Here is a 26,795-nt window from a genome sequence, read left to right on the forward strand (position 1 = left end):
AAACATCGGCGCGTGCATACAAATGAAAACATTTGTAGTTCTACACCGAACAGTCAACAGATTACAATTCATCATCAGCCTTTTTATATTCATCTGCACCATCTGCGATTTACAAATGTTTAGGCTGGCAGACAAACATCATCGCGAACAAAGTTCAGTCCGTTGTCATGCAACAAAGCATGAATACTTGTGTTCAGAAAATCGCGGTGCACATCAGCCTTTATTATGCACACATCGACGTTACAGGTAAGACGAATTGATAACGGCTTAATTGGCGGCAAAAGCAATTGCTTGATCGTCAAGCTCTTTACGAAAGTGGGTTCTCACGACCTATGTATGAAAAAAAGCTCGGATCATCTGAGGTGAGTGCCTCTATTCACAAAAGAGTCACAGACAAGTCATACTTCGCACGGTATACACGTTGTATTCATTCCTTCTAACTGTTCATCCTACACCATTAACGCCATGTCCGCCTTTGTCCGTCTTCACCCCCTTTTTGAAATAGACCAGTGAACACCATTCTTTGTTCGGCGACCAGTCAAGCCCTCCCTTATTCTACTACAAATAACGTGTAAAACGTAAGGGTTATCGATTTAATCTTATTATAGCCTAAAATAGAATGGGTTTCATTACATAAGGTGTAATCGTTTTAATTCCCTGAGCCGAATTGCCACGAAATGTTCACTGGAGAAAAATTGACTTCCTTTGATTTCCTTCTTACTATTTAGTATAAAGGCATGTTTATTCTGCGTCGAGTCCTAGACAGCCTACATAGAATAATCGCTCGCAGACGGTTTGTCAACTTGTGTCGAATATACAGAATTGGGTATGCTAAATATTACTACACCCATCTGAATTTGGTAGAAAAGGTGATTGCTTTGAATAGAGGTTTAAAGTTTTTTGGCGTGCTCACATCACTCGGAATGATTCTCGTTTTGTTACAAGGCGCGATCGTGACGAAAACCGACTCCGGTGATGGCTGCGGAGACACTTGGCCACTTTGTTTTGGCGAAGTGATTCCTAGTTCGACCGCGCTCGCCACACTTATTGAGTATAGCCACCGGTTGGTTTCTGGCTTTGTTGGCTTACTCGTTATTATTCTCGCCATTTGGTCTTGGAAGAAGTTAAGCCACGTAAAAGAGACGAATTTCTGGGCACTTATGGCTGTGTTATTTATTATTTTCCAAGGCATGATGGGAGCCGCCGCTGTCGTATTTGGGCACTCAAACATTGTGCTAGCCTTGCATTTTGGGATTTCAGCCATTTCGTTAGCAACAGTTGTCATCCTAACGATCCTCGCCTTTGAGGATGGTCACAACCCGCCAGCCCCGCGTGTTCGTAAAGGGTTTCGTAACTATTTATTTTTTGTTCTCGTGTATGCCTACCTTGTCATTTACACCGGAGCTTACGTGAAACATACAGGATCAACATACGCATGTACAAGCTTTCCGTTTTGTGACCCGGTAGCATCAAGCATGACGTTGCAAACGATCGTACAAATCGTCCATCGCTCAGCAGCAATTTTGCTCGTCGTACTTCTTATCATACTTGCGATTAAAGCGATCCGTTATTATCGAGAAAGTAAAGCATTGACTGTATGTGCATGGATCAGCGTTGCTCTCATCTTCATTCAAGCGACTGCAGGTGTGTTGATTGTCATGTTGCCACAATACTATATGGCAACGCTCTGACACACTCGCTCGTCGTATCGATTATGTTTACGATCCTTTGCTACATGGCAATGATTTCAGTAAGAAAACCGGCATATTAACTAAAAAAGGAAGTGCCAAGGGCACTTCCTTTTTAGTTCGCTCTAGAATGCATCAAACAAGTTCGGACGCGTCGACGGGATGGCTGAACATAGATTTAAAACATCTTGTGCCTCACCTTTCATCCGTCCATCTGCGTATAAATGTTCGCCATTCACATATCCGAACAACAAAGGGACAAGTGTGGACACATCCATCTCGATAAGATTCGTGCCATCATCCATCCGTTTCACACCTTCAGAACTCACTTCAAAAATCCCGTCATTCCACGCGGCAAACTGATCAGTAATCTTTAATACGAACGCCTGATCATCTTTGAATTGGAAAGGAAATATAGAGAAAAATGCTTCTACATTTACAATTCTTCCCATAAAAAACGCTCGTTTCTTTTCTAAAGCCTTTGGGTTTTCCATGAAAAACGCCATGACTCACTGTTTGCCACCTTCACATTCATGCTGTCTGCCATCGAATCATGGTTTGCAAGAAAGCGCCATAGCTCACGCTCGGCTGCGTCATCTAAAGCAACAAATTCTGACACTTTTAACTGCTTATCTTTCATCGAATACAGCACATACCCGCGGTCTTCGCCTTCAGGATTGGTAAAAATGATATTCCTTCGCTGTTTTGTCCAATGGCTAAACTTGCGGCGCATCCACCACCATTCATCCCGGTCAATCATCCCGGTAAATCGCGGAGCGTATTTCGCGTAAATATGCTGAAGTGCTTGCCAATCTTCTTGATTAACACTGCGAAAGGAACCGTTGCCTTCTTTTACTGGGGTTGGGAACTCGTCTTTTTTGAGTTCGGCAATCGTCTCATCGCAATAGAGCTCCCAGCCAAACTTGCGATAATAACCAACAGAAAATGGATCGAGCAAGGAGACGAGGCTCCACGATCTTTCATATCTTTGAGCCCTCGTTGTAATAATTGACGAACTAAACCTCCTCGACGCTCTTCCGGCCAAGTGGAAACACCTGTCACCCCGCACCCTTTAACGGAAACACCATGTAACCACACGTTAAGCGGCAGCAAGGATACTTTTGAAGCGAGTCGCTCGCCATCAAATGCTCCCCATACATTTTCAGGTTGGGTATTTTCTCGCAGGTAATCACGATCCTCATCTGTAAACCGATGTTGAAAGGCAAATTCTCCTAATTGTATTGCTTGTTCTTTTTCTTCTGGTTGTAATGTTCGAAACTCCACTACTTGGCTCCCTTCAGCCACGTTCTTATTCGGAGAACTCCACTAAAAGATCACCGGCTTCGATTGTATCTTGTGCTTGTACATGTATGGATTTTACCGTGCCATCCTTAGGCGCTTGTACGGTTGTTTCCATTTTCATTGCCTCAGTAATGAGCAAGTGGTCTCCTTTCTTCACTTCTTCCCCATCACGGACGAGTACTTTTAAGATCGTTCCTGCATCGTTGCTCCGATATGCGCAGCGTTCTTTTTATCTGCTTTTACTTTTTCTCGAATGTCTGTTTTAATACTCCGATCTTTAATGACGACCTCACGAGGTTGCCCATTCAATTCAAAGTATACGATGCGATCCGCTTTTTCATCAGCTTCTGAGATGGAAATCAGTTTCACGATCAATGTTTTTCCTTCTTCTATCACGACTTCAATTTCCTCACCTAGCGAAGGCCATAGAAAAATGTCGGGGTGTCAAGGACAGACACATCGCCAAATCGATTTCTAAACTGCTCATATTCTTCGTACACTTTCGGATACATCGTATAGTTGAGAATGTCGTGAGCAGTCACTTCTCGATTTAGTTCTTCATACAACTGCCTACCGACTTCATCAAAGTCTACTGCTGACATATGACTGCCTGGGCGATCGGTTAACGGTTTGCGGTTTTTTATAATGATGTTTTGAAGCTCTTTTGGAAATCCACCAGGTGGCTGACCAATTTCACCGGCAAACAATTCAATGACCGATTCAGGAAAATCAAGTGATTCCCCTTTTTCAAAAATGTCTTCTTCAGTAAGTTCATTTTTGACCATGTATAACGCCATATCACCAACCACTTTGGATGATGGTGTTACTTTCACGATATCTCCAAACAATTGATTCACTCGTTGATACATATCCTTCACGTCGTCCCATTGTTCTTTCAAACCAACTGCCTTCGCTTGTTGAAGCAAGTTGCTGTATTGTCCCCCTGGCATTTCGTGCTCATAGATCTCAGGGTGTGGCGAGAGCAATCCATTTTCAAACCCTTGGTAAAAACCACGGACATCTTCCCAATAGCCTGTAAGCTTACGCGCGGATTGAATGTTTAAGTTAGGCTCTTTGCCCGTTCCACTTAATGCATAATATAAGCTTTCCATACTCGGTTGCGAAGTTGAACCCGCCATTGAACTAATCGCTGTATCGATAACGTCTACGCCTGCATCAATCGCTCGGCTGTACGTATATACCCCGTTGCCACTCGTATCATGCATGTGCAGATGAATTGGTAAATCAACGGTAGCTTTTAGTTCACCAATTAACTCAAAAGCGGCTTCCGGCTTTAATAATCCCGCCATATCTTTAATCGCTAAAATGTGCGCCCCTTCACTCTGCAGTGTCTTAGCTAACTGTTTGTAGTACTCGAGATTGTATTTCGTCCGGTTCGGGTCGAGAATGTCACCTGTATAACAAATGGCAGCTTCAGCGACTTTATCTGCTGAGCGCACCGCATGAATGGCTTGTCGCATCCCTTCAACCCAGTTCAATGAGTCAAACACACGGAACACATCAATTCCTGCATCCGCTGAACGCTTCACGAACTCCTCAATCACGTTGTCTGGATAATTCTTATATCCAACAGCATTTGCTCCTCGAAGCAGCATTTGGAAAAGTACGTTCGGCATCTTCTCTCTTAAATGAATTAAACGCTCCCACGGGTCTTCATGGAGAAAGCGCATCGATACATCATACGTTGCCCCGCCCCACATTTCCATCGAAAACAAATCAGGAAGCAAGTGTGCCGTTTCTTCAGCAATTGACGTTAAATCTTTCGTGCGAATGCGCGTAGCTAACAGTGATTGATGAGCATCACGGAATGTTGTATCTGTGATCATCGTCTTTTCTTGGTCTTTTAGCCACTTCGCCAACCCGTCTGGGCCGTGTTGTTCAAGTACTTGCTTCGTACCGCTTGGAAGCGGTTTGGTGAGATCCACATCTGGTATACGAGGTTTACTAAACAGCGGCTTGTCTTGTTTTTCCAAGTCAGGATAGCCGTTCACGATCGTTTCACCGATAAAGCTCAACATCTTCGTTCCCCGGTCTTTCCTTCTCGGGAACACAAACAATTCTGGTGTATCATCAATAAACGATGTATTATATTCTCCATTTAAGAACGACGGGTGACGAACCACATTCTCTAAAAACGATATGTTCGTTTTAATTCCTCGAATTCGAAACTCTCGCAAGTTCCGAATCATCTTCTCAGCAGCTACACCGAATGAAAGCGCCCACGTCGATACTTTGACGAGTAACGAGTCATAATGAGGCTAATGACCGCTCCTTGGAATCCGTTCCCAGCATCTAACCGCACGCCAAAGCCGCCGCTAGAGCGATAAGCCATAATTCGTCCCGTGTCTGGCATAAACTGATTTTCTGGGTCTTCTGTTGTGACTCGCGATTGAATTGCATACCCGTGTAAACTAACATCTTCTTGTTGTGGTAAGCGCAATTCTGGACCGAACAATGTCGATCCGTCGGCAACATACAGTTGGGCGTGTACGATATCTACACCGGTCACCATTTCGGTAATCGTATGCTCACTTGGATTCGCGGGTTAACTTCGATGAAATAAAACTCACCATCTTGTCCGAGTAAAAACTCGACCGTACCGGCATTCACATATTCAATGCTTTTGGCAAGGTCTAGCGCAGATTGGCAAATCCGCTCTCGTAAATCATTGCTAAGCCAATGCTTGGTGCGACCTCTACGACTTTTTGGTGTCTGCGCTGTACAGAACAGTCCCGCTCGTACAAATGCAACAAGTTTCCTGCGTGGTCACCGATAATCTGTACTTCAATATGCTTAGGATTTTCTATTAGCTTCTCAACGTATACCTCATCACTACCGAAAGCAGATTTCGCTTCTGAACGAGCACGCTCGAAGTTCTGAGCGAGTTCGGATGCTTCCCGAACAATCCGCATTCCTCGGCCACCACCACCAAGGCTTGCTTTTATAATAAATGGGAATCCGTGTTCATCCGCAAACGCTTCCACTTCTTCGATGCCTTCAACTGCTCCGTCACTGCCTGGTATAACAGGTATACCCGCTTGGATCGCTGTCGTTCTTGCTTTAATCTTATCGCCGAACATATTCAAATGTTTCGACTTCGGACCAATGAACACAATCCCTTCTTGTTCACAACGCTCAGCAAATTGAGTATTTTCTGCCAAAAAACCATAACCTGGATGGATGGCATCAACACCAATTCTTTTGGCTAAAGAAAGGATATTCTCAATATCTAAGTAAGCATCAATCGGCTTTTTTCCTTCACCGACAAGATAGGCTTCATCTGCTTTATAGCGATGAAAAGCGCCTGAATCCTCTTTGGAATACACAGCAACAGTACGAATGTTTAACTCCGTACATGCGCGAAAAATTCTAATGGCGATCTCGCCACGATTAGCAACGAGAACTTTCTTGATGTTCTTGAGCTTGCTCATAGTTATGTCTCCACCTCATTTTCTATATGTTTCACTTATCATAGCATGTGAGGCGGCTAAACGGCTAGAACGAAACCGTTTAGTGACGTTAAACGAACGACCTAACACCTTTAAATCGGGAAAAATAACAACAAAAAACCATTCTATGTATGTATAGAATGGAATCATTTATTCACTACAGTCGCTTCATGGAGAGCAGCCAACTGTCGTTCAAGCTCTGCTAAAATCTGTTTTCCGCTTGCTTCGTCAATGAGCTGTAAACGTATTGCAAAATCGATCTCGCGGGATAAGCCAAACATCTGTGTATCGAGTACTTCTTCATAAAGCGGGCATTGCGGCATCGTTAAGTTATCCATCTGTACTTCAATCAGCTGTCTGATTTTCTCAGCATCTGCTTTTAGGATGGCGAAGGCCTGCTCTCTGCTGTCCATCACAGTCTCCATATGCACATGCATCCCTCCAGTTTGAACTCTCTACTCATCATATCGGCTGAGCGATAAAAATGCAAGCAAGATTCAAAAAACCTGCCTTTAAAATATGCTTAAGTCATATTTTTGTGACAGATTTTTCAAAAGTTCAATCCCGACTTTACTATTTCCCTTCTCATCTAGCGGCGGACTGTAGATTCCAATACCTACACCTTGAGGCAATGAGCCTAAAATTGCACCCGACACACCACTTTTTGCAGGAATGCCTGATTTAATTGCGAGTTCACCTGAACTGTTATACATTCCACACGTCACCATGAATGTCTTTACGAGCTTGGCCACTTCCTTTGGAATGATCTGCCTCTGTTCATCCATAGCATACCCTCTAGTTCCCATAATAAGTCCGATGCGGGCGAGATGACAACAGGACACTTCGATAGAACATTGCTGAGTATACACACGGATCAAGTCATCAATGTCATCGTCAATGATGCCCTCCCCTTTTAAATAAAATGCCAAAGCTCGATTCTTATCTGTCGTCTCATATTCTGAATGAGCAACCTCTTGATTGATGCGAATGCTTGTGTCCCCAGCCACTGCCTGAACGAATGATAGAATGCGTTCACATCTTTCTTCAACGGTACGTCCTTTTATCATAGACGTAATCGCAAGCGCACCCGCGTTAATCATTGGATTTAACGGTTTTGCTTGGCGGGTGAGTTCTAACCTCGCCATTGAGTAGTAAGGGTCTCCTGTAGGTTCCATTCCGACACGTTTGAAAACTTCCTCTTCCCCGTGATCCATAATCGCTAACGCGAGCGTCAGGGTTTTTGAAACACTTTGAATCGTAAAGGTCGTACCGACGTCCCCAAAGCGGTGACAAGCCCCTTCTTTCGTAAACACCGAGCATGCTACCAGATTCGGGTCTGCCTCTTTTAAAGCCGGTATGTAATCCGCTACTTTCCCAGTCCGGCTTAACGGTCTTGCTTTTTCAATCATCTCTTCAATATCTGTTGCGGTTTGTAAAGCATGAATATCGATTGTAAGCGCCTCCTTCTACTTTCTTTATTCTAACCTTCCCTCATCGAAATAACCTAAAACAATCGAGTGGCAGAAAAGCCAAGAAGCTGTTAACATGAGAATGAAATGCTTGAAGGAGGACATCGAATGGACGCTCACATACTTACCTTATCAGGAAATACGAAATTCACTATTACACTCGATCCTACCGTATGGATCTTTGACAACCGTAAAGTTGATTTAGATACCTACTTTCATGAAGAATCGATAAGCGAAGCGAATAACGAACCAGAATTTGGCCCAAGAAGATGGCAAACCAATCAGATTCGCACAAAGAAAGAAGCCTCCATTGAAGGCTCCTATGGAATGAAGCTCTCACCTTTTATTGACAACGCTGAACCATCAGCCGGTGCAACTACGATTACCGCTGTCACAAAAGACGGAGAAGAGCATCAATCATCTCTAGACGTGGGTAAAGATTGGATTGCCTGCTTTTCCGAAGACGGAAAGGCGATTAAAGAAACGGGACCTCTTCACATCTACTTTGGAGATGGTCCAATCAACATGCTCCGATTACGCACGTCACTGCTCTACGAATTGATTAATTACAGCAAATCCGCAGCCAGTTGGGCGAGTGCAGAGCGCTCGCCTTTTTCTAATGTCGCATGCCCGCTTAACCGCTCATTTTTAAAACATTCAATCACGTACGTTAATCCATTGTTGTACGCATCTAAATACGGGTGATCAATTTGTTCAGGATCTCCGACGAGAACAATTTTGCTATTCTCGCCAACTCTCGTCAATATCGTTTTCACTTCATGCTTCGTTAAGTTTTGCGCTTCATCAATAATAATAAATTGCCCTGGTAAGCTACGACCGCGAATATACGTGAGCGCCTCTACTTGAATGGATCCCATTCCTGCTAGAATATGATCTAGCTCTTCTTGTTTATTCGTATTGAACAAATACTCCAAGTTGTCATAAATCGGCTGCATCCACGGACGTAATTTCTCTTCTTTTTCACCGGGCAAATATCCAATGTCTTTCCCCATAGGTACGACCGGTCTCGCCACTAACAATTTGTTGTACCGCGCCAAATCTTCCGTCTGATAGAGCCCTGCTGCGATGGATAGTAACGTTTTTCCCGTGCCTGCCTTACCTGCAAGCGTAATGAGCGCAATTGAAGGATCTAGCAACAACTCAACCGCCATCTTTTGCTGAACATTTCTCGGTTTCACTCCCCATATGTGCTCACGCTCAAAGCGTAAAGGTGCCAACATTCGTCCGTCCTCACTCACTTTAGCAAGCCCAGATACCGATGGTTTCACCGTATTTTTCAGAATAAAAAATGTGTTCGGCTCCGCTCCTTCAACGCCAACGTCACGGGTTTTCACATCCCCTAACTGATAAAACCGTTCCAACAGTTGCGGATCAACGTCAAGTTGGCGATACCCTTTGAATAAATCGTCATGGGCGATGACACGATCAAACAAGAAATCTTCAGCTTCAATCCCAAATGCTTCAGATTTAATTCTGACGAGCGCATCTTTGCTCACAACAATCACACGCTTTGGTTCATCGTACGTGTTCTGTTCAGTTTGCAGATTTAAAGCTAGAGCAATAATTCGATTGTCATTCGTTGCTAGCGGCAACGTTTCTTTCACTGCTTGATAAGAGCTGTGATTAAGTTCCACACGTAAATGGCTATTTTTACTAACGGTAATACCTTTGTGCAAGGGCCTTTTTCCCTTAGCTTATCTAGAATTCGTGCCACTTCTCTTGCATTTTTCCCAAGCTCATCCATGTTCTTTTTCTTGCCGTCAAGTTCTTCAAGAACAACGGCTGGAATGATGACATCATGATCTTTAAAAGAGAATAGTGCATAGGGATCTTGTAAAAGCACATTTGTATCAAGAACATAAATATTCTTCAATCGATTACCTCCCGGCATTGAGGTTTGGGCAAACCTCTCAGCAAACTTCTGCCTTACTTCTTTTTATGCAAAGAGAAGTTCAATGTTGACAAGTCTTTCAATTTCTGTCCGGGATTAGTAGAATAGAGGTATGTCTATTGAACAAAAAGGAGTAAAACAATGAGAGCAAAATGCTTGCTATGCGACCGAATTGATCGGCTTTCTGATGATGACCCCTTTACAAAGAAACTAAAAAACCGTCCGATTCACACGTATACGTGCCCGGACTGTTATGATCGTATCGAAAAACGAACAAAAGAGAGACGGGCAAACGGTCATTACCACGTCCCTCATCGTCAAGAAAACAACTTGTAATCAAACGCGTACACAACTGCCTGAGTTCGATCTTCTACTTCCAATTTCTGCAGTACATGACTGACATGTGTTTTCACAGTTTTAATCGTTATGAATAACTCTTCAGCAATGGTCCGATTCGATTTTCCTTCAGCCATGAGCTTTAGAATTTCTCTTTCTCTCGTTGTAAGTTGTTCATGAAGAGCAACTTGTGGGGTTTTGTATAAAGAGAGCATTTTTCCTTGCACTTTCGGATCAAGAACCGACTCCCCAGCGTACGTTTTGCGAATCGCATCGGCAATTTCTTTTGCACTACTCGTTTTCAACACATAACTAGAAGCACCGGCTTGTAATGCCGGTGTTAGCATCTCCTCGTCAACAAAACTCGTCACAACGAGCACTTTGGCTTCCGGCCACTTCTCTTTAATTTCCTTCGTAGCGTCCACCCCATTCACCGGACTCATCACTAAGTCCATAATAATTACATCCGGTAATAGTTGGAGTGCGCGTTCAACACCTTCACGTCCGTCACTCGCCTCGCCTATAACTTCAATGTCTGTCTGGGTCGATAAGTAAGCTGATACGCCTAGACGTACCGTCTCGTGATCGTCGACGAGTACTACAGATATCATTTATCCCCCTCCTCCTTTTCAATTAATGGCACACGTACTTCGATGCTCGTTCCACGATTTGGCACACTCATTAGCTTAAGCGTTCCTCCCATTTCTTCTGCTCTTTCTTTCATACTCGAAAGACCGTATCCTAAAGATTGTTCATGGACGATAAACCTACGCCATCATCGGTCACTTTCAAAAGGGCAATCCCGTCAACATGCTGATAGAAAATATCAACCGTCAACGCATTGGCATGACGAACAACATTCGCGACCGCTTCTTGGGCAATGCGAAACAGCTGATCTTCAATCCCCGTTAGAAGTCCTACTTCGTCTGTAACAGACACATGAAAATGAAGCGCATGATATTGCCTTAATCGCTCCGTGAACTGGCGGATCCCTTCAGAAAAGCTCTTGTTTTCCAACTGAATCGGACGCAATTGAAATAGCATTGAACGTAAGTCTGATTGTGCATCTGTAATCGTTTTTTCGATTTGTTGTAGTGCCAGCGCCTCGTCCTTCCCTTTTTGCTGTTCAACGTGAGCCGATAACAGCATGGAAGCGGCATACAATTGTTGAGAAACGGAATCATGTAATTCACGCGCGAGTCGATTACGCTCTTGTTCCACAATTTCTTGTTTCAGTGCCTTTTCGTTTTCTGACCAATCGTCAACGAGCCGTTGTGAGCGTTTCGCTTGCTCTTTTAAACGTTCATTTACTTGTGTAAAACGATCAACCACGATATTAAAATCGGCATCAACTCGCTTAATCTCTTGCTTTGCCTGATTGAGCCGGCCTTCCTCGGTTCGTTGCAACGCACTCGCCATCACGTCTACATTACGCCTCCAACTCCAAGATGTCGTGACGTTCATTAGCCAAATCGCGATAACTATTCCTATGACAATGTAAAAAAGCGGTGGGATGTATAAGTGTGAGCGTTCAATCTCAATCAACCAACCCCAATTCGGTGTTTCCACGTAAAACTCAACAATGAAGAAAAAACTAGTCATGAGCAGCAAAATGATGAGCAGATGATAAAAACGTAATCGCCCTATGGCTTTCATCGTTGCCTCACCTCCACATCTCCTGCAACGAGGGACGTGTAGATTCTGACTCGCCTCGTATTGCTCTCATATTGCTTAGAGTGTTTCGTTACACTTTGATTAAAACCCGTTTCAAAATGTTCCAATAGCCGCGTTTCTCCAAAAAAAGATGAATGATGGACCATTACACCTACATCATAAGGCAAATATACGGTCACTTTTCCTATGAATCCACGGACGATAACGACCGTGTCGCCAGAAGGAAGGACGGTATTCTCAAAGTGAATGGTCGTCTCCCCCAAACCGAGAAGGATATTGATGTCTTCCGAGTGAAAGTTTTCTTCATTAATTTGTTGTGAACCGACGAGCATCGTTTGGAAGTACGGTTGCCGGCGAGCATCCGCGATGTCTCCTTCGGTATCCAACGTCACTTGAACGTTTTTATTTCCGGCCCTACTTTTCCAAAACGCATACAAAAGATAGATGGCAATAAGAAAGATCGCAATGCGAAACACATAAGAAGAGAACACGCTTAAAGCCGCAATAATCAGGCCGAGAAGGACAAGCCACTTCCCGTGCCTAATCCGTTTAGAACTAAGCCCAAAATAAACGAGCAAAATCGCACCGATTAGGAAGAAGATCGGTTGAAAACGAAAAATCAGTTCAAGAAGAATTAAAATGATGAGTCCGAAAAGGATATAGGCAAGCAGTGGATTATTTGAAGAACTCATCATCAATCACCTTCTCTTTATGTAGTCGGAAGCGGGGAACGAATCTAGCATCCCTCTCCCCCGCTATTAGTATATCGAATCATTGCTTAGAATGCTCGTTCTGCTCCTCCAGCAATCGAAATCTCTCATCCAGTTCACTATTTTCGGCTGTAAGGTCAACATACTCCGTAGATGTTGCGTCTTTTTCATCTTCTCGCTCATCGGTTTCTTTAAACCAATGACGAATCATTTTCTCAGCTTTTTCTTCCTCTGTGCGTGCATGTTCAGAAAGGTGCTGTCTTTTTAAATTTTTCTTCAGAAAATGGAGCTCTCTTACACGCTTTTCAATGTTTTTCACCCGTGTTTTTTGTTCTTCAACCGTCACCTCATAATCGGTAACGAGCTCCTCGTAACGCACCACTTCTTGATGAGCGAGTGCAATAAGTTCTTCCTCTCCAGCAGATACGGCCATTTGCTTTTGCTTCGCTCTCTTTGCCATCATCTCTCTTGATTGGTCGAGCTCTTGCAAGAAATATGCTTCTAGTTGCTGTTGTTCATCTAGCTTTTCTCGAGTTGCCGCATCTGTTTATCTAATTTATTCAGTTCTTGCTCGACCGGAAGATTTGAAGTGACCTTCGGTTCCCTTTTTTCAAACAGCTGGTCTAAGTCTTGTGTAATTTGATCTTTTAGATCTTGAAAAAATGTCATGTTCATCATCCTAACCGAGAGTATTTTGTGTCCAATGTCGAATGGGAGTGCAGTGTCCAACGCTCATATAAACGAACGAGCAAATAGACAGCTAGAAAACCGAGTGCCCCAAAGAGATTGCTAATGCCAATGAAAAATCCAACGACGACGAGCGTCCAGCACAACAATTTCACCCAAGATTTTTCTTGAATGCCCGCTTGACGGTAACCGACATACATGAAAAGAGCACCAACAGAAAAACCAATCATCGGTCCAAGTGTAGCGATAACGACAAGAATTAATACGATCGCGGCAATTATCGCAAATATATGCCTACTCAACAGCGTTCACCTCCTTTTCTTCTTCTTTACATTGTACGAAGACGCAGCGCCTCAAAAAATGAGCTGGAGTCGGATTTCGTCTACGCCTGTAGACTGATATTCACATCAGACCGACAAAAAAACCGATCAACTCCAATGGTTACATTGAGATTGATCGGTTGATTCATTTTATGATTCGGTTTGTTCTTGCCCAGCTTTTTGCTTTTTGTGCATTCTCAGTCGAAGTCGATAAATCCCGAGCACTAGCGCGGCGGCAATTAACGATTCTACAATCGGCATAAAGATGGCGAAGAATGTGAGCATGATCGCTCCAAACAGTAAAGCTCCGTACACAACGATGTTTTTCATCAACGACAGCTTTCTTGCAAATCCTAAATTAAACACGAGAATGCTCATGACGACGACGGCCAAGTATAATAGCCAAAACCCCATCGCTGCGTTCTCATGAATATTCATAATGCCAGCAGCCCAAGAAACATCATCAATCGTCATTTCCGGTCCTTGCATGGCGAATCCTCCTTTTGCTAATTACGTTGAGATTTTCTTTTTGCGTTTCGTTTCACGTTCTCTCATGGAGGTGTCTAACGTTTTCTTACGCAGACGAATCGACGCCGGTGTCAACTCGCAGTATTCATCATCACCTAAATACTCAAGCGCTTCTTCAAGCGTGTGAATGCGCGGGCGCTTTAGTGTCGTTGTTTGTTCTTTCGTGGCAGACCGAATGTTGTTCGCCGCTTTTTCCTTCGTAATGTTCACGGCAAGGTCGTTGTCACGATTGTGCTCACCACAAATCATGCCTTCATATACTTCTGTTCCTGGTTCAATGAACATAACTCCACGATCTTCTAATTGCAACATGCTATACGTTGTCGCTTTGCCTTTTTCATTCGCAATCAGCACCCCTTGACGTCGACCTGCAATCTGACCGTCAAAAGCTTGTTGATACGAGTCAAATGAATGGTTAATAATGCCGTATCCTTTTGTTTGACTCATAAACTCCGTAGAATACCCAACGAGTCCTCTGGAAGGAATCTTAAACTCAAGACGTACTTGTCCATCGCCTTGTTGTTCCATGTTGAGCATTTCACCTTTTCGTTCGCCGAGCGACTCCATGACAGATCCAGTGTAAGCTTCAGGAACATCGACTTGAACGTGCTCATACGGTTCACATTTTACGCCGTCAATTTCTTTTATGATGACTTGAGGTTTAGAAACTTGTAGTTCAAAACCTTCACGTCGCATATTTTCAATTAAAATCGACAAATGTAACTCCCCGCGACCTGAAACGGTCCACGCATCTGGAGAATCCGTTTCTTCGACTTTCAAGCTCACATCTGTTTCTAATTGACGATATAAACGCTCTTCAAGCTTACGGCTCGTCACATGATCTCCTTCACGACCAGCAAACGGACTGTTGTTCGCAAGAAATGTCATTTGTAACGTCGGCTCGTCAATTCGGACAGGAGCAAGCGCTTCTATCTTTCCTTCTAACAGATGGTTTCCCCAACGTTAATATCATCCACACCTGCAAGGGCAATAATATCTCCCGCAGAGGCATGCTCAACCTCGACTTTCTCTAAGCCGTGGAAGCCAAACATCTTACTTACACGGAACGTATGCTCACTTCCGTCGCGTTTGACGACGACACAACGATCTCCTTTAGACACTTCTCCACGGAAAATTCGGCCGACACCAATTCTTCCAAGAAAATCATTATATTCAAGCATCGTCACTTGAAACTGCAACGAATCTTCAATGTTATCTTTTGGTGAAGGTACTTTGTTTACAATCGCATCAAAGAGTACTTCCATCCCTTTTGTATCAGTGTCCTCAGGTAACTTAGCGGTTCCTTGGACCGCAGACGTATACACAACCGGGAAATCAATCTGGTCATCGTTGGCACCGAGTTCAATGAATAAGTCCAGTACCTCGTCAACGACTTCTTCAGGACGAGCAGCATCACGATCAATTTTGTTTACGACAACAACAGGCGTAAGTTCCTGAGCCAATGCTTTCTTCAATACAAAACGTGTTTGCGGCATGCACCCTTCGTAGGCGTCTACGACGAGCAAAACGCCATCCACCATTTTAAGAATGCGCTCCACTTCTCCACCAAAATCAGCGTGACCTGGCGTATCAAGGATGTTAATCTTCGTGTCGTTATATTTAATCGCGGTATTTTTTGCAAGTATGGTAATTCCGCGTTCTTTCTCAAGGTCATTTCGGTCCATCGCACGTTCAGATACTTGTTCATGTGCTTCAAACGTTCCAGATTGCTTCAGCATCTCATCGACAAGCGTTGTTTTTCCATGGTCAACATGGGCAATAATTGCGATATTACGCAAATCGCTTTGTGTTTTCACTAGGCGTACTCTCCTTATATACCGTTACTTGAACTGTTCAACTTTTCTATTCTACCATAAATGTTCTCTCAACTCTATACACGCTCCTCTTTCATTTTGTGAGGAATTGCTTTACACTAAACATATTGAATGAAAAAGCAGGTGAGACAATGAAAAACATCCAATGGCCCGTATTATTTATGGCAGTGCTTGCTGTTTTAGGTATTTCAACGATCGGCGTCGCGGTTGCAGAACGAAGCATCTGGATTGCACTGCTTGCCTTAGTTATGATTGCGTTTGCTTTTATCGGCTCTTCAAAATACCGACAAAGTAAGACGGCCTCTTAACGTCAAGAACTCGGACTCAGCATCTTTTAGCTGAACCCGAGTTCTTTTTATGTTTCATTTAAATACGCCAACATTTTCGTTTTCACTTGTTCATCTGCGGCTAAATACGTACACTCTCGGTCGAAGTGGAGCACGCCACCATCCAATTGGCAACAAGCGCCCCCTGTCTCTTCAAGAAGTACTGCCGCCGCCGCATAGTCCCACGGCGACAGCCTAAGGCTGACGTAGGCGTCTAACCTGCCTGCAGCTACGTATGCACTTTCAAGTGCTGCGGATCCATAGGAACGAACCGCCCGCACTTCTCGGACAATGTTTGCGAAGGCATCCTTCATCTTCTCATCTGCCCGACCGACGAGCCAGCGTGCATTAAACCCAATGATCGCTTGGTCAAAACGAACCGGGCGTCTGTTTGGTAGCCGCTTTCCATTCACATATGCCCCTTGTCCACGAACAGCGGTAAACCATTCGTTCGCCTGCACATCATAAATGATGCCAATATGACCGACGCCTCCTTGATAAATGCCTATAGAGATCGCATAGTTCATCGCTTGATGTACGAAATTCGTCGTCCCATCGATCGGATCAATAAACCATGTTACCGCATGCGGGTCGACATTCGCTTCGTCACCTTCTTCACCAACGATGTCGTGATTGGGATAATTGCGAGTAACCTTCTCAGTTAATATTCGTTGAACTTCGATATCTTTATCTGTCACCAAATCGTCGGCATCTTGTTTCGTATCAATGTGCAGCTGCTCCCGTTCAACCGTGCGAATACGCTCAGCAGCCTCCATTACGAAAGATATTGCCTCGTCTTTTAGCTCAGACCAGTTAATTGCGTCCACAGCTGCACTCTCTCTGTTAGAGTCACCACGACATTCACTGAACGACCGGTGATACGCTCCATCTCTTTACTTATAACACTTCTGTAACGATCCTCAATCCATGCTTTTGTACGTGAGTCTTTCGCTTGTATGTAAAACGTGTCGTTTTTGTATGCGATGGGCTTTAGGTGCACGAGCCACGTCTCATAACTAGGCTTACTGATTTCTTTTTGGATGACACCTAATACGTCTTCCCATAATTTCTCTGGTGACAACAACGGATAGCCCTCCTAATAGTATGTACATTCATGTGAAACACGTTTGACTGACCATATCAATTCCCTTCATTTTATCTCACAAAACCTAGAATGTAAAAAAGCGAGCTTCTGCTCGCTTCCGTCAATCAACCCTCTAGTCTGAGTAATTCTTTTGCCAATTCTTTGAGTTTATTCTTCGCTTTTGTGATTCCATCAGAATCATTATTCATCATGTAGTCGTGGAGGGTAACGAGCTCATAATCAATTTCAAGTCGAACTACCGGTATGCGTTTCTCTGCATCTGTTCTTTTCAGCGTCTGAATGACTTGTTCCATCACAAACACCCCTCATTTTTTGGGACTCCCACCATCCTACTTAGCGGTAAGCCAAGTTTCTCTAGTCAAAAGCAATATGATTAAAAATTCTGATTTTGATAATTATATCATATGCGCTTTAGAAATTAAATGTCATTATATTTATCACTTTTAGGTGTCCCCCTAGCTTACATTTGATCTCAGGCATAAAGGCGCTATCATCAAGATAGACAAGCTTTGAAAGGAGTAACAACCATGTCAAACACTGGCTTTACAACAAAAGATTTTAACGTCTTTACGATCCCTGGATTAGAGCCTCGAATGGAAGCACTACAGGAGCAAATTCAACCGAAATTCAAAAACATTGGCGAACGTTTAGTTTCTGAAATATCTTCCTTAACTGGAGAAGAAATGTTTTTACACATCGCCAAACATTTAAGAAGAACGACCAATCCCCCTGATGATTCATGCTAGCCATCGCACCAGATAAAAGAGGGTATAAAAAGCACCCACATTTCCAACTCGGCTTGTTTGATGACCACCTGTTCATCTGGTTGGCATTCATTTATGAATTGCCGAACAAAAAAGAGATTGGCGAAGCTTTTTGAATGATTTGAACACGATAAAAACTTTACCGAATGACTTTGCAATTTCAACCGATCATACGAAAAAATCTGCCGAACAAATCGGTGACCTAACCGAATCAGATCTCGAGAAAAAAGTAATTCGGTTCCGTGATGTGAAAAAAGGCGAATTTCTTATCGGTCAGCAACTCACACCAACTGACAGCCGTGTTCAAGATGAGGAAGAACTTATAAAAACAGCTATCGACACGTATGAAACTTTACTTCCCTTATACCGTAAGAGCCTAACCCGCTAAAAAAGACTGTGCGCTGCACAGTCTTTTTTTACATCGTAATTCGGTATTCACGTTCTTCGTCTAGCGCTCGTTTAACGACAGTCCAAGTGTTCGTATTCGCTTGGTCATCATACGCTTTAAAGTGGGTTTTCTCTTCACTCTTCGAAGGAACGACAGCCTTAAATGCCTCATATGCGTCTTTAACGTCACCTGCTTTCACACCTGAGCCGTACGCATATTCAATCTGTGTAAAAAAGTTGGCCACAGTTACAATTTCATCTTGATTCCAATCCACAGATAACGGAATCGAGACCGAACGTTCGTCCATATGATCGTCTCCTTTCCATAATTCCCATCATACAAAAAAAAGAAACGGATGGAAACCATCCGTCTCGTGCTATTTCTTCTTACGTTTATTTTTGCAAGCTGTACAACTACTATAAAGCGTTGTCATTTTATCACTTTTATAATGTTCGATCGTACAATCACACGTTTGACAAATAATCATTGCCATTATAAGCACCCCTTATGAAAGCGTTTGTAATTTCCTTATACTCATAATATGATGTCACAATTCATTTGTCAACGGCTAATTGTATAACACAATAACACTATATATTTGATTAGCATAACTTTTTATCGTTATTGCTTTAATACGTGCATATATGCATCATATTTAGCGAAGAAAAGATCGTTTTGTGTGCCGAATAACAGATTTCATCATTCGATATCGTACCATCGTCGTTCCCTTTTTTGTAAATGTGCGAGTAACAAGGATTTTCTTAGCCGCTTTCTATATAGGAAGAACCTTAGATTTCCCTAATTTGCGCTATTGGTCGCTGCTTTCCATTACAGGCAGATGCTTGCACTCCGGAGTATAAGGGCAACATCGGCGGCCACAATACGCCCACCGTGTTTTCTTTGCACTCCAAAGCACAAGTGCAACATCGGCGGCCACAATACGCCCACCGTGTTTTCTTTGCACTGGAGGACACAAGTGTCCAATCTATGTTACATGTGATTAGATGGGGACCGACTAAAAATGGTCTCTCATTCAAGAAATTCTCATCATGGACGTGGGATTGTGATTAGAGGCTATGGAATTGGCTCCCATATCAAAATTAAATCCATTTGAAAAAAATTCATACCGATTCGCTGTTGCCACCCGTGCTTTTATGGTGAGTCACCATAAAATAACTTGGGAATGACTTCAAAACGAACTGCTTGTTCAATCCGAAGGGCCTGTCCGGAACAGAAAACTTACATCTACGCCATTTAGTTCCTGACAAAGGGTCTGTCCGGAACGAAAAACTCACTTCTATGCCATTTGGTTCCGGACATAAAGTTGATAGTATGATAACGGTTCTTCTCTGCGTGCTTGTTCAGTGAAGAGGCGTTTGTTTGATGGTACGAAACGAGGCTATGGCATGTAGCATGTCTTCGTTTACCGAGAATTTCTTATGCTCTTTTAAGAAAATGTGTTATGTAATTCGCTCATATTCATTCCCTCTGTCTTCTTATATAAGTCGTTGAAAATTGTAGCAACATACGCGCTAATTATTAAGTTGACTTCTGAAACGTCCGGAATCGAAGAAAAAGCGTAACAGATATGAATCTGTTACGCTTTTTGTGAGCACATCAAAGGGGAGGCTCTGTTAGTCTTCATCGATATTTTCAATTTTAATTTCGTGAGGATTAACAAACCCGTAGCCTTGCTCTTCTAAACCTATAATAATATCTTCTAAAGCATCATTCGTATGTTCTAAGTCGTGCATTAGAATATTGGCACCAGCGCCAAGTTCAGGTGCATTAAGTGTGTCTTCTGCAAACTTCTCAGCGTTTCCAATGTAGTCAGCTTCCCAATCAAATCCAAACGTCCAATTCATGCCAACCATACCTTCTTCTTCCAATAGCTGCCAGCTATAGTCGGTATTCTGACCAAACGGCGCTCTAAAGAAATCAGGTCGCTCCCCTGTAATTTCCTCAATCTGATCGTTAACTCCTACAATTTCTTCTCGTTGTTCTTCTTCAGATAGATCCGGAAGGCTTGGATGTCCATACGTGTGATTCCCAATGGCATGGCCGAGCTCCTCAATTTGGAGAAGTTCTTCTTGTTCTTCTGATTCTGTTAATCTCATTCCATTCACAAAGAAAATCGCTTGAATGTCATGCTCATGCAATAATTCTGCCATTTCTAAGCTATATTCTTTCGGGCCATCGTCAATCGTAATAAGTACCACGTCTTCGGGTGCATCGTCAATCGGATCAATGGAATACATCGTTGGGTTTACTTCATATCGTATTTCTACATCTTCTTCTATGTCTTCTTCATCATCTTCGGTTTCATCTTCGTCGTCCTCTTCCGGAAGCTCGACCTCTTCGTCATCAGCGGCTTCATCCTCATCCTCAGATGTAGGTTCTTCAGTTCCTTCTGCCTCTACATTCTCATTGCCTGCTTGTTCCGTATCATCAGCACACGCCGCGAGCAGTAGTGCTGATGCTGCTCCGAGTGCAAGCATACGCTTTGGCTTTCTCATGTTGACACCTCCAAGATTTTACAATACCCGTCTCCATCTTACACTAATCGACGAACATTGTAACACCATTTTTTTAAGGAAAACGCCGAAACTTTTTTCAGTCCGGATTATCACTTGCAAAAAATGGGTATAGAGACGTTATACGGACAACTCCATAACTGTGTTTACTAGCAAAAGTTTCCTTGATCGTTACAAATACATCTCGATGCTTTCGATCGTGTTACAGTTTGTTTATTCCAGCAAATTGGGAATTCACACATGCTATCATAAATATAAAGAGAAGAAATAAGGAGTGAGGACTCTTTTATGAGACAATATACATTACCGTTCGTCCGCTTCGGTTCGTTACTTCTTCTTAGCTTAGTTCTTGCTTCTTGTACCCACGGTTCCATACATGAACTTGATGCAGTCGCAAGTGATGAAGACACGGGTCATGATGAACCATTTGTTGTGCTCGTCTCTAACGATGAAAACATAGATACTGAAAAGCAATATTACGAAGCACTCCTAACCATACAAAATGAACGGTCCAATGAAACAGCCGTTAACATTTTAAACGCAGATGACCATCGTACATTTATCGAAGACCATGAAGTGGAAAGTTTCCCTACGCTTATCCTCGTCGCAGGTCAACCTCCGCACGAACAAGTAAATGGTGATTTAGCGAATGAAGACTTGATGTATATCTTAAGAAACCATTACGAGTAATCCTAACAAAGAGGGGAATTGCCGACCGGCAACTCCCCTCTTTGTTTTGTCATTTGCAAAAATCACCGTGCCAAGAGATTGGCACGGTGATTTTTATATCGATCAAACTATTTAATATGAATTGGTGTTCCGATGGCGACTTCCGCTGCTTCCATTGTAATCTCACCTAGTGTTGGGTGAGCATGGATCGTCATCGCCACATCTTCTGCGGTCATGCCTGCTTCAATTGCAAGACCAATTTCTGCGATCATATCTGATGCACTAGGTCCGGCAATTTGCGCACCGATGACAAGGCCATCTTCACTGCGCGTAATGAGCTTCATGAAACCGTCTGAATCGTTAAGTGAAAGGGCACGACCATTCGCTTGGAATGGGAATTTCGATGCTTTAGCATCAAAACCTGCTTCTTTCGCTTCTTCTTCAGAATAGCCAACAGATGCCAATTCGGGCTCTGTGAACGCAACGAGTGGAATACCAAGATAATCAACTTCACTCGCTTCACCTGAAATGACTTCAGCAGCAATTTTACCTTCATAAGATGCTTTATGAGCAAGTTGTGGTCCGTCTACGATATCGCCGATAGCGAAAATGTTGTCCACGCTTGAGCGAAGTTTCTTGTCTGTTTTGATGAGTCCACGATCTGTAAGGTCAACACCGATTTGCTCAAGACCAAGCTCATCAGTGTTTGGGCGACGGCCAACAGATACGAGCAAGTAGTCTGCTTCAATCTTCTGCTCTTCGCCTTTAACGTCTACAGAAACTGTAATGCCTTCATCTGTTTCTTCTACACCTGAAGCTTTTGCTTGTGTAATGAACTCAACGCCTTTGCTCTTGAGGCGACGTTGTACAAGTTGAGCCATCTGCTTTTCAAAACCGCCAAGAATCCGCTTCTCACCTTCAAGAACGGTAACTTCACTGCCAAGATTAGCATAAGCACCAGCGAGTTCAACACCGATATAGCCACCGCCGATAACGACAAGACGCTTTGGAACTTCTTCAAGAGCAAGTGCCCCTGTAGAAGTACCGACACGATCGCTTAAAGGAAACGCTGGTAATTCAATTGGACGTGAGCCCGTTGCAATGATACAGTTTTTAAACTTGTACGATTGAGAATTGTAGTTTTCTCCAGAGACACGAACCGTGTCCTTAGCAGAGAAATACGCTTCGCCTTTAACGATATTCACTTTGTTCCCTTTAAGAAGTCCTTCAACGCCACCCGTAAGCTTTTTAACGACGCCAGACTTCCACTCTTGAACTTTAGAGAAATCTAAAGAAACGTTTTCAGTCGTAATGCCTAACTCATCGGTACCATGCGCCTTTTCAAAACGGTGACCCGCTTCAATTAACGCTTTTGAAGGAATACAACCGACGTTTAAACAAACGCCACCCATATCTTCTTTTTCTACGATCGTCACTTTTTGTCCAAGTTGAGCGGCACGGATGGCTGCTACATAGCCACCCGGTCCCGATCCGATAATGAGTGTATCTACTTCTTCTGCTAAATCCCCTACTACCATTTATTACCCCTCCATTATTATGCGTTCTGGATCGTTAAGCAAACGCTTCACGTGGTTTAAAGCATTTTGTGCAGTCACACCGTCAATCAAACGGTGGTCATAACTTAATGATAAAGCAAGCATTGGTCGAACGACAACTTCTCCGTCTTCAACAACTGCTTTTTCTTCAATTCTTCCGATTCCAAGAATCGCTACTTCAGGGTGATTAATGACTGGAGTGAACCATGCCCCGCTGGCAGAACCAACGTTCGAAATGGTACTTGTTCCTCCTTGCATATCGCCGCTTGTAAGCTTACCGTCCCTTGCTTTCACCGCAAGCTCTGAAATTTCGGATGCGAGCATAAACACAGACTTACGGTCTGCTTCGCGAACGACGGGCACAACGAGACCACGATCCGTGTCTGCAGCAATCCCTACATTATATTGCTTTTTGTACACAATTTCTTCATTCTCGTCGTCAATCGACGCATTGAGTGCTGGATACGCACGCAGTGCAGACGTATACGCTTTTACGACATATGGCAAGTACGTTAGCTTAATATCTTGGTCAGCAGCAATCGGCTTGAATTTCTTACGGTTTGCAACAAGCGCACTTACTTCAACTTCATCCATGTGCGTAACGTGTGGAGCTGTATGCTTACTGTTAACCATTGCTTTGGCAATCGCTTTACGAACACCTTTTAGCGGTTCACGCTCTTCTGTAACCGTCGAAGTTGTCGTCTGCGTTGCCGAAGACTCTTCTTTTGCTTCTGTTGTTTCTTCAGAAGCCGAAGTACCCTCACCAGAAAGGTGGGCATCGATGTCTTCTTTTAAAATACGACCATTTTTTCCGCTACCGGTTACTTGTTGGATCGTTACGTCGTTCTCTCTTGCGTATTTACGAACCGTAGGCATCGCAATAACACGCTTCGACTCATCTTCAGTAGACGTTTCTTCTTTTGACGCTGACTTCGTTTCATCTGACTTAGCATCTGAAGGCTCTTCTTTTTTCTCTTGCTCTTGCTCTTGCTTTTGTTCTTGCTCTTGGTCGTTGTCGCCTTCATCTTCGCCATCATCGCCACTGCCGTCATCAATGGTCAAAATCACTTCACCAACCGTAGTTGTCGTGTTTTCGTCTACTTTTATCTCAAGAACGGTACCGTCGACAGGAGATGGAATCTCCACAACAGCTTTATCGTTTTGTACTTCACAAAGCACATCATCTTCTTCTACTTTGTCACCGGCTTTGACGAACCATTTTACAATTTCGCCTTCATGAATGCCTTCGCCGATATCCGGCAGTTTAAATTTATATGCCATCGTTTCGTACCTCCTTTTCTTTACCGCTCACTAAAACTCGATCGTTTCTTTCGCTTTTTCATAGATGTCTTCAGCATTCGGTAGCCAAGCATCTTCATCTGAAGCAAATGCATACACCGTATCTGGTGCAGCAATACGACCAACAGGTGCTTCTAAGTGAAGAATTGCACGCTCACTGATTTCTGCAGAAACGGTTGCGGCAACACCTGCTTGACGCTGTGCTTCTTGTACGACCATCGCACGATTTGTCTTTTTCACGGACTCAATGATTGTTTCTAAGTCGAGTGGGCTTACTGTGCGCAGATCAATGACTTCAGCATTGATGTCTTCTTCAGCAAGCTTGTCAGCCGCTTTTAGCGCTTCATGAACCATTGCGCCGTAGCTCACAATCGTAATATCTGTTCCTTCACGCTTAATATCTGCTTTTCCAATTTCAATCGTATATTCCTCATCCGGAACTTCTCCTTTAAATGAGCGGTACAACTTCATGTGCTCAAGGAATACGACAGGGTCGTTGCTGCGAATCGCTGAGATGAGGAGTCCTTTTGCATCATAAGGAGTTGAAGGAATAACGACAGAGATTCCTGGTGTTTGTGCAATTAAGCCTTCGAGGCTATCGGAGTGTAGCTCTGGCGTCTTCACTCCCCCACCAAATGGTGCACGAATGGTAACCGGACTGCTGTAATGACCGCCAGAACGGTAATGCGTACGAGACATTTGCCCTGCTACACCGTCCATCACTTCAAATAAGAATCCGAAAAACTGGATCTCCATAATTGGGCGAAAACCTGTAAGACCAAGACCAATTGCGAGACCACCAATACCAGACTCAGCGAGCGGTGTATCAAAAACGCGGTCTTCACCAAATTCTTCTTGTAAACCTGACGTGGCACGGAATACACCACCGTAATGACCCACATCCTCACCGAAAAGGAGGACGTTTTCGTCATTTTTAAGCTCCGTGCGCATGGCTTCAGTAATTGCTTGAATCATTGTCATTTCCGCCATAATTATTTCGACTCCTTCGCACGATAATATTCAAGTTGTTCTTGTAAGTTAGGTCCGAGCTCGTTGCCCATAATCTCAATGAGTTCGCTTACTTTTTGACGTGGCGTTTCATCTGCTTCTTTAATCGCCGCTTTTACATCCGCTTTCGCTTGCTCTACAATCTCATTCTCTTGATCTTCAGACCAGATCCCTTTTTCTTCCAAATATTTACGGAAGCGAACGAGTGGATCTTTTTTCTCCCATGGGTCGTTCTCATCATCGGTACGATACCTCGTCGGGTCGTCACCAGATAGAGAGTGCGGCCCGTAACGGTAACAAAGCGTTTCAATAAGGGTAGGACCGTTCCCTGAAATTGCATTGTCACGCGCTTTTTTTGTTGCAGAATAAACAGCTAACACGTCCATACCGTCTACTTGAATGCCTTCGATACCTGCTGCAACAGCTTTCTGAGCAACTGTTGATGCGGCACTTTGCTTTTCTACAGGTACAGAAATTGCGTATTGATTGTTTTGTACGACGAAAATCGCTGGTGCGTTAAATGCACCTGCAAAGTTCATTCCTTCATAGAAATCGCCTTGTGAAGCACCACCATCACCTGTATACGTAATGACGACGTTTTCTTTATTCTTTTTCTTAAGACCTAGGGCAATTCCTGCTGCTTGTACGATTTGTGCCCCGATAATGATCTGTGGCATAAGGACGTTAATGCCTTCCATTTGCCCGCCTTTGTAATGTCCTCTAGAGAAAAGATATGCTTTTGAAAGCGGGTAACCATGCCAAATGAGTTGTGGAATGTCACGATATCCCGGTGCAATCCAGTCTTCTTTATCCAACGCAAAATGTGATCCGAGCATTGAAGCTTCTTGCCCAGCAACTGGTGCATAAAAACCGAGTCTTCCTTGACGGCCTAACGAAACCGCACGTTGGTCAGCAACTCTCGTATAAACCATGCGCTTCATGAGTTCTTTTAGCTCGTCATCACTTAGTTCAGGAACAGCGTCTTCATTTACGATTTTACCGTCCTCGTTTAGAATCTGAAAAGTTTCGAACTTATTCTCTACTGCTTCAATTGTCTTTTCAGCCAAAACGGCTCACCTCTTTCATTTATTATCACACACGTGAATCATTGAACGTACGAAAAGTCACTACTTGTAACGTACCCTCAACAAACAGATTTCAACCTTTTTCTTTGGAGAATTCTGTTTCAATTCATCACGCTAAAAAACTAATACA

General features: G+C 43.4%; 27 protein-coding genes and 4 pseudogenes. 5 read left to right on the forward strand and 26 right to left on the reverse strand.

What is annotated here, in order from left to right; all coding sequences use genetic code 11:
- Nucleotides 1-878 precede the first annotated feature (878 nt).
- Nucleotides 879-1,691, forward strand: coding sequence for a heme A synthase (locus tag JCM19037_RS10765; RefSeq protein ID WP_238544667.1), 813 nt, complete (start codon nucleotides 879-881; stop codon nucleotides 1,689-1,691).
- Nucleotides 1,692-1,813: 122 nt separating this feature from the next.
- On the opposite strand, the gene JCM19037_RS10770 is transcribed toward JCM19037_RS10765, so the two are convergent.
- The 7 genes and pseudogenes from JCM19037_RS10770 to JCM19037_RS10795 form a co-directional block, all read right to left on the reverse strand.
- Nucleotides 1,814-2,182, reverse strand: a complete 369-nt coding sequence (locus JCM19037_RS10770) for a sterol carrier protein domain-containing protein (RefSeq protein WP_042400911.1) — start codon at nucleotides 2,180-2,182, stop codon at nucleotides 1,814-1,816.
- Nucleotides 2,161-2,646, reverse strand: a complete 486-nt coding sequence (eis, locus tag JCM19037_RS25755) for an enhanced intracellular survival protein Eis (RefSeq protein WP_042400913.1) — start codon at nucleotides 2,644-2,646, stop codon at nucleotides 2,161-2,163. The genes JCM19037_RS10770 and eis overlap by 22 nt, the downstream gene beginning before the upstream one ends.
- The gene (locus tag JCM19037_RS24315) at nucleotides 2,541-2,972 is read right to left on the reverse strand and encodes a GNAT family N-acetyltransferase (protein WP_193744735.1); all 432 of its coding nucleotides are present in this window, start codon (nucleotides 2,970-2,972) and stop codon (nucleotides 2,541-2,543) included. Before JCM19037_RS24315 ends, eis begins: the two co-directional genes overlap by 106 nt.
- A gap of 25 nt (nucleotides 2,973-2,997) precedes the next feature.
- A pseudogene (gene pyc / locus JCM19037_RS10780) lies at nucleotides 2,998-6,442 on the reverse strand (pyruvate carboxylase).
- Between the two features lie 164 nt (nucleotides 6,443-6,606).
- Nucleotides 6,607-6,885 (reverse strand): YlaN family protein, encoded by a 279-nt coding sequence (locus tag JCM19037_RS10785; protein ID WP_042400999.1) that lies wholly within the window; start codon nucleotides 6,883-6,885, stop codon nucleotides 6,607-6,609.
- Between the two features lie 87 nt (nucleotides 6,886-6,972).
- Complete coding sequence (gene glsA / locus JCM19037_RS10790; RefSeq protein ID WP_042400917.1) at nucleotides 6,973-7,869, reverse strand: glutaminase A; 897 nt, start codon at nucleotides 7,867-7,869, stop codon at nucleotides 6,973-6,975.
- 626 nt (nucleotides 7,870-8,495) lie between these two features.
- Nucleotides 8,496-9,823: pseudogene (locus JCM19037_RS10795) on the reverse strand (PhoH family protein).
- A 159-nt stretch (nucleotides 9,824-9,982) separates the two neighbouring features.
- Here JCM19037_RS10795 and JCM19037_RS10800 point away from each other — a divergent pair.
- Nucleotides 9,983-10,177: a YlaI family protein gene (locus JCM19037_RS10800; protein WP_042400920.1), complete on the forward strand. Its 195-nt coding sequence runs from the start codon at nucleotides 9,983-9,985 to the stop codon at nucleotides 10,175-10,177.
- On the opposite strand, the gene JCM19037_RS10805 is transcribed toward JCM19037_RS10800, so the two are convergent.
- From JCM19037_RS10805 to typA, 9 genes and pseudogenes are all read right to left on the reverse strand, one after another.
- On the reverse strand, nucleotides 10,159-10,788 hold the full coding sequence (locus tag JCM19037_RS10805) for a response regulator transcription factor (RefSeq protein WP_042400924.1): 630 nt from the start codon (nucleotides 10,786-10,788) through the stop codon (nucleotides 10,159-10,161). The two genes, JCM19037_RS10800 and JCM19037_RS10805, sit on opposite strands and share 19 nt — an antisense overlap.
- Nucleotides 10,785-10,901 carry a hypothetical protein gene (locus JCM19037_RS30085; protein ID WP_373900760.1) on the reverse strand — a complete coding sequence of 39 codons (117 nt, stop codon included), beginning with the start codon at nucleotides 10,899-10,901 and terminating at the stop codon, nucleotides 10,785-10,787. The genes JCM19037_RS10805 and JCM19037_RS30085 overlap by 4 nt, the downstream gene beginning before the upstream one ends.
- Before the next feature lie 17 nt (nucleotides 10,902-10,918).
- The gene (locus JCM19037_RS10810) at nucleotides 10,919-11,833 is read right to left on the reverse strand and encodes a sensor histidine kinase (RefSeq protein WP_052363792.1); all 915 of its coding nucleotides are present in this window, start codon (nucleotides 11,831-11,833) and stop codon (nucleotides 10,919-10,921) included.
- Nucleotides 11,830-12,546, reverse strand: a complete 717-nt coding sequence (gene liaF / locus JCM19037_RS10815; protein ID WP_081829238.1) for a cell wall-active antibiotics response protein LiaF — start codon at nucleotides 12,544-12,546, stop codon at nucleotides 11,830-11,832. Before liaF ends, JCM19037_RS10810 begins: the two co-directional genes overlap by 4 nt.
- Nucleotides 12,547-12,622: 76 nt before the next feature.
- Nucleotides 12,623-13,051: a hypothetical protein gene (locus tag JCM19037_RS10820; protein WP_042400929.1), complete on the reverse strand. Its 429-nt coding sequence runs from the start codon at nucleotides 13,049-13,051 to the stop codon at nucleotides 12,623-12,625.
- A gap of 29 nt (nucleotides 13,052-13,080) precedes the next feature.
- Nucleotides 13,081-13,230, reverse strand: a complete 150-nt coding sequence (locus tag JCM19037_RS25760) for a hypothetical protein (RefSeq protein ID WP_193744736.1) — start codon at nucleotides 13,228-13,230, stop codon at nucleotides 13,081-13,083.
- A 5-nt stretch (nucleotides 13,231-13,235) separates the two neighbouring features.
- On the reverse strand, nucleotides 13,236-13,550 hold the full coding sequence (locus tag JCM19037_RS10825; protein WP_042400931.1) for a hypothetical protein: 315 nt from the start codon (nucleotides 13,548-13,550) through the stop codon (nucleotides 13,236-13,238).
- A gap of 168 nt (nucleotides 13,551-13,718) precedes the next feature.
- Nucleotides 13,719-14,057, reverse strand: coding sequence for a YlaH-like family protein (locus tag JCM19037_RS10830; protein WP_238544668.1), 339 nt, complete (start codon nucleotides 14,055-14,057; stop codon nucleotides 13,719-13,721).
- Nucleotides 14,058-14,078: 21 nt separating this feature from the next.
- Nucleotides 14,079-15,913: pseudogene (gene typA / locus JCM19037_RS10835) on the reverse strand (translational GTPase TypA).
- A 149-nt stretch (nucleotides 15,914-16,062) separates the two neighbouring features.
- On the opposite strand from typA, the gene JCM19037_RS25765 reads away from it, so the two are divergent.
- Nucleotides 16,063-16,239, forward strand: a complete 177-nt coding sequence (locus tag JCM19037_RS25765; RefSeq protein ID WP_193744737.1) for a DUF5325 family protein — start codon at nucleotides 16,063-16,065, stop codon at nucleotides 16,237-16,239.
- Nucleotides 16,240-16,286: 47 nt separating this feature from the next.
- Here JCM19037_RS25765 and JCM19037_RS10845 read toward each other — a convergent pair whose 3' ends face one another.
- The 3 genes from JCM19037_RS10845 to JCM19037_RS10855 all read right to left on the reverse strand — a co-directional run bounded on the left by JCM19037_RS10845 (nucleotide 16,287) and on the right by JCM19037_RS10855 (nucleotide 17,655).
- Nucleotides 16,287-17,084 carry an inositol monophosphatase family protein gene (locus JCM19037_RS10845; RefSeq protein WP_152549034.1) on the reverse strand — a complete coding sequence of 266 codons (798 nt, stop codon included), beginning with the start codon at nucleotides 17,082-17,084 and terminating at the stop codon, nucleotides 16,287-16,289.
- Entirely contained in the window at nucleotides 17,057-17,341 is a 285-nt protein-coding gene (locus tag JCM19037_RS10850; protein WP_042400940.1) for a DnaA N-terminal domain-containing protein, read from the reverse strand. The genes JCM19037_RS10845 and JCM19037_RS10850 overlap by 28 nt, the downstream gene beginning before the upstream one ends.
- 125 nt (nucleotides 17,342-17,466) lie before the next feature.
- Nucleotides 17,467-17,655 (reverse strand): hypothetical protein, encoded by a 189-nt coding sequence (locus JCM19037_RS10855; RefSeq protein WP_042400943.1) that lies wholly within the window; start codon nucleotides 17,653-17,655, stop codon nucleotides 17,467-17,469.
- Between the two features lie 234 nt (nucleotides 17,656-17,889).
- Between JCM19037_RS10855 and JCM19037_RS10860 the strand changes: the two are divergent.
- Nucleotides 17,890-18,514: pseudogene (locus JCM19037_RS10860) on the forward strand (YktB family protein).
- A gap of 28 nt (nucleotides 18,515-18,542) precedes the next feature.
- Here JCM19037_RS10860 and JCM19037_RS10865 read toward each other — a convergent pair.
- The 3 genes from JCM19037_RS10865 to JCM19037_RS10870 form a co-directional block, all read right to left on the reverse strand.
- Complete coding sequence (locus tag JCM19037_RS10865; protein ID WP_042400946.1) at nucleotides 18,543-18,821, reverse strand: UPF0223 family protein; 279 nt, start codon at nucleotides 18,819-18,821, stop codon at nucleotides 18,543-18,545.
- A 69-nt stretch (nucleotides 18,822-18,890) separates the two neighbouring features.
- Nucleotides 18,891-19,007, reverse strand: coding sequence for a GapA-binding peptide SR1P (locus JCM19037_RS24320; RefSeq protein ID WP_081829239.1), 117 nt, complete (start codon nucleotides 19,005-19,007; stop codon nucleotides 18,891-18,893).
- A gap of 1,141 nt (nucleotides 19,008-20,148) precedes the next feature.
- Nucleotides 20,149-21,030 carry a polysaccharide deacetylase family protein gene (locus tag JCM19037_RS10870; RefSeq protein ID WP_042400949.1) on the reverse strand — a complete coding sequence of 294 codons (882 nt, stop codon included), beginning with the start codon at nucleotides 21,028-21,030 and terminating at the stop codon, nucleotides 20,149-20,151.
- A 306-nt stretch (nucleotides 21,031-21,336) separates the two neighbouring features.
- Between JCM19037_RS10870 and JCM19037_RS10875 the strand changes: the two genes are divergently transcribed.
- Nucleotides 21,337-21,738 carry a hypothetical protein gene (locus JCM19037_RS10875; protein ID WP_042400952.1) on the forward strand — a complete coding sequence of 134 codons (402 nt, stop codon included), beginning with the start codon at nucleotides 21,337-21,339 and terminating at the stop codon, nucleotides 21,736-21,738.
- 107 nt (nucleotides 21,739-21,845) lie between these two features.
- On the opposite strand, the gene lpdA is transcribed toward JCM19037_RS10875, so the two are convergent.
- The 4 genes from lpdA to pdhA are packed head-to-tail and all read right to left on the reverse strand — an operon-like array spanning nucleotide 21,846 to nucleotide 26,647.
- Complete coding sequence (lpdA, locus tag JCM19037_RS10880) at nucleotides 21,846-23,255, reverse strand: dihydrolipoyl dehydrogenase (protein ID WP_042400954.1); 1,410 nt, start codon at nucleotides 23,253-23,255, stop codon at nucleotides 21,846-21,848.
- 3 nt (nucleotides 23,256-23,258) lie between these two features.
- Entirely contained in the window at nucleotides 23,259-24,554 is a 1,296-nt protein-coding gene (locus tag JCM19037_RS10885) for a dihydrolipoamide acetyltransferase family protein (protein ID WP_042400959.1), read from the reverse strand.
- 30 nt (nucleotides 24,555-24,584) lie between these two features.
- Nucleotides 24,585-25,562 (reverse strand): alpha-ketoacid dehydrogenase subunit beta, encoded by a 978-nt coding sequence (locus tag JCM19037_RS10890; RefSeq protein ID WP_042400962.1) that lies wholly within the window; start codon nucleotides 25,560-25,562, stop codon nucleotides 24,585-24,587.
- Nucleotides 25,563-25,564: 2 nt separating this feature from the next.
- Nucleotides 25,565-26,647 (reverse strand): pyruvate dehydrogenase (acetyl-transferring) E1 component subunit alpha, encoded by a 1,083-nt coding sequence (gene pdhA / locus JCM19037_RS10895; RefSeq protein WP_042400964.1) that lies wholly within the window; start codon nucleotides 26,645-26,647, stop codon nucleotides 25,565-25,567.
- Nucleotides 26,648-26,795: the final 148 nt, after the last annotated feature.

Source organism: Geomicrobium sp. JCM 19037 (assembly GCF_000698105.1).
Lineage (GTDB): Bacteria > Bacillota > Bacilli > Bacillales > Marinococcaceae > Geomicrobium_A.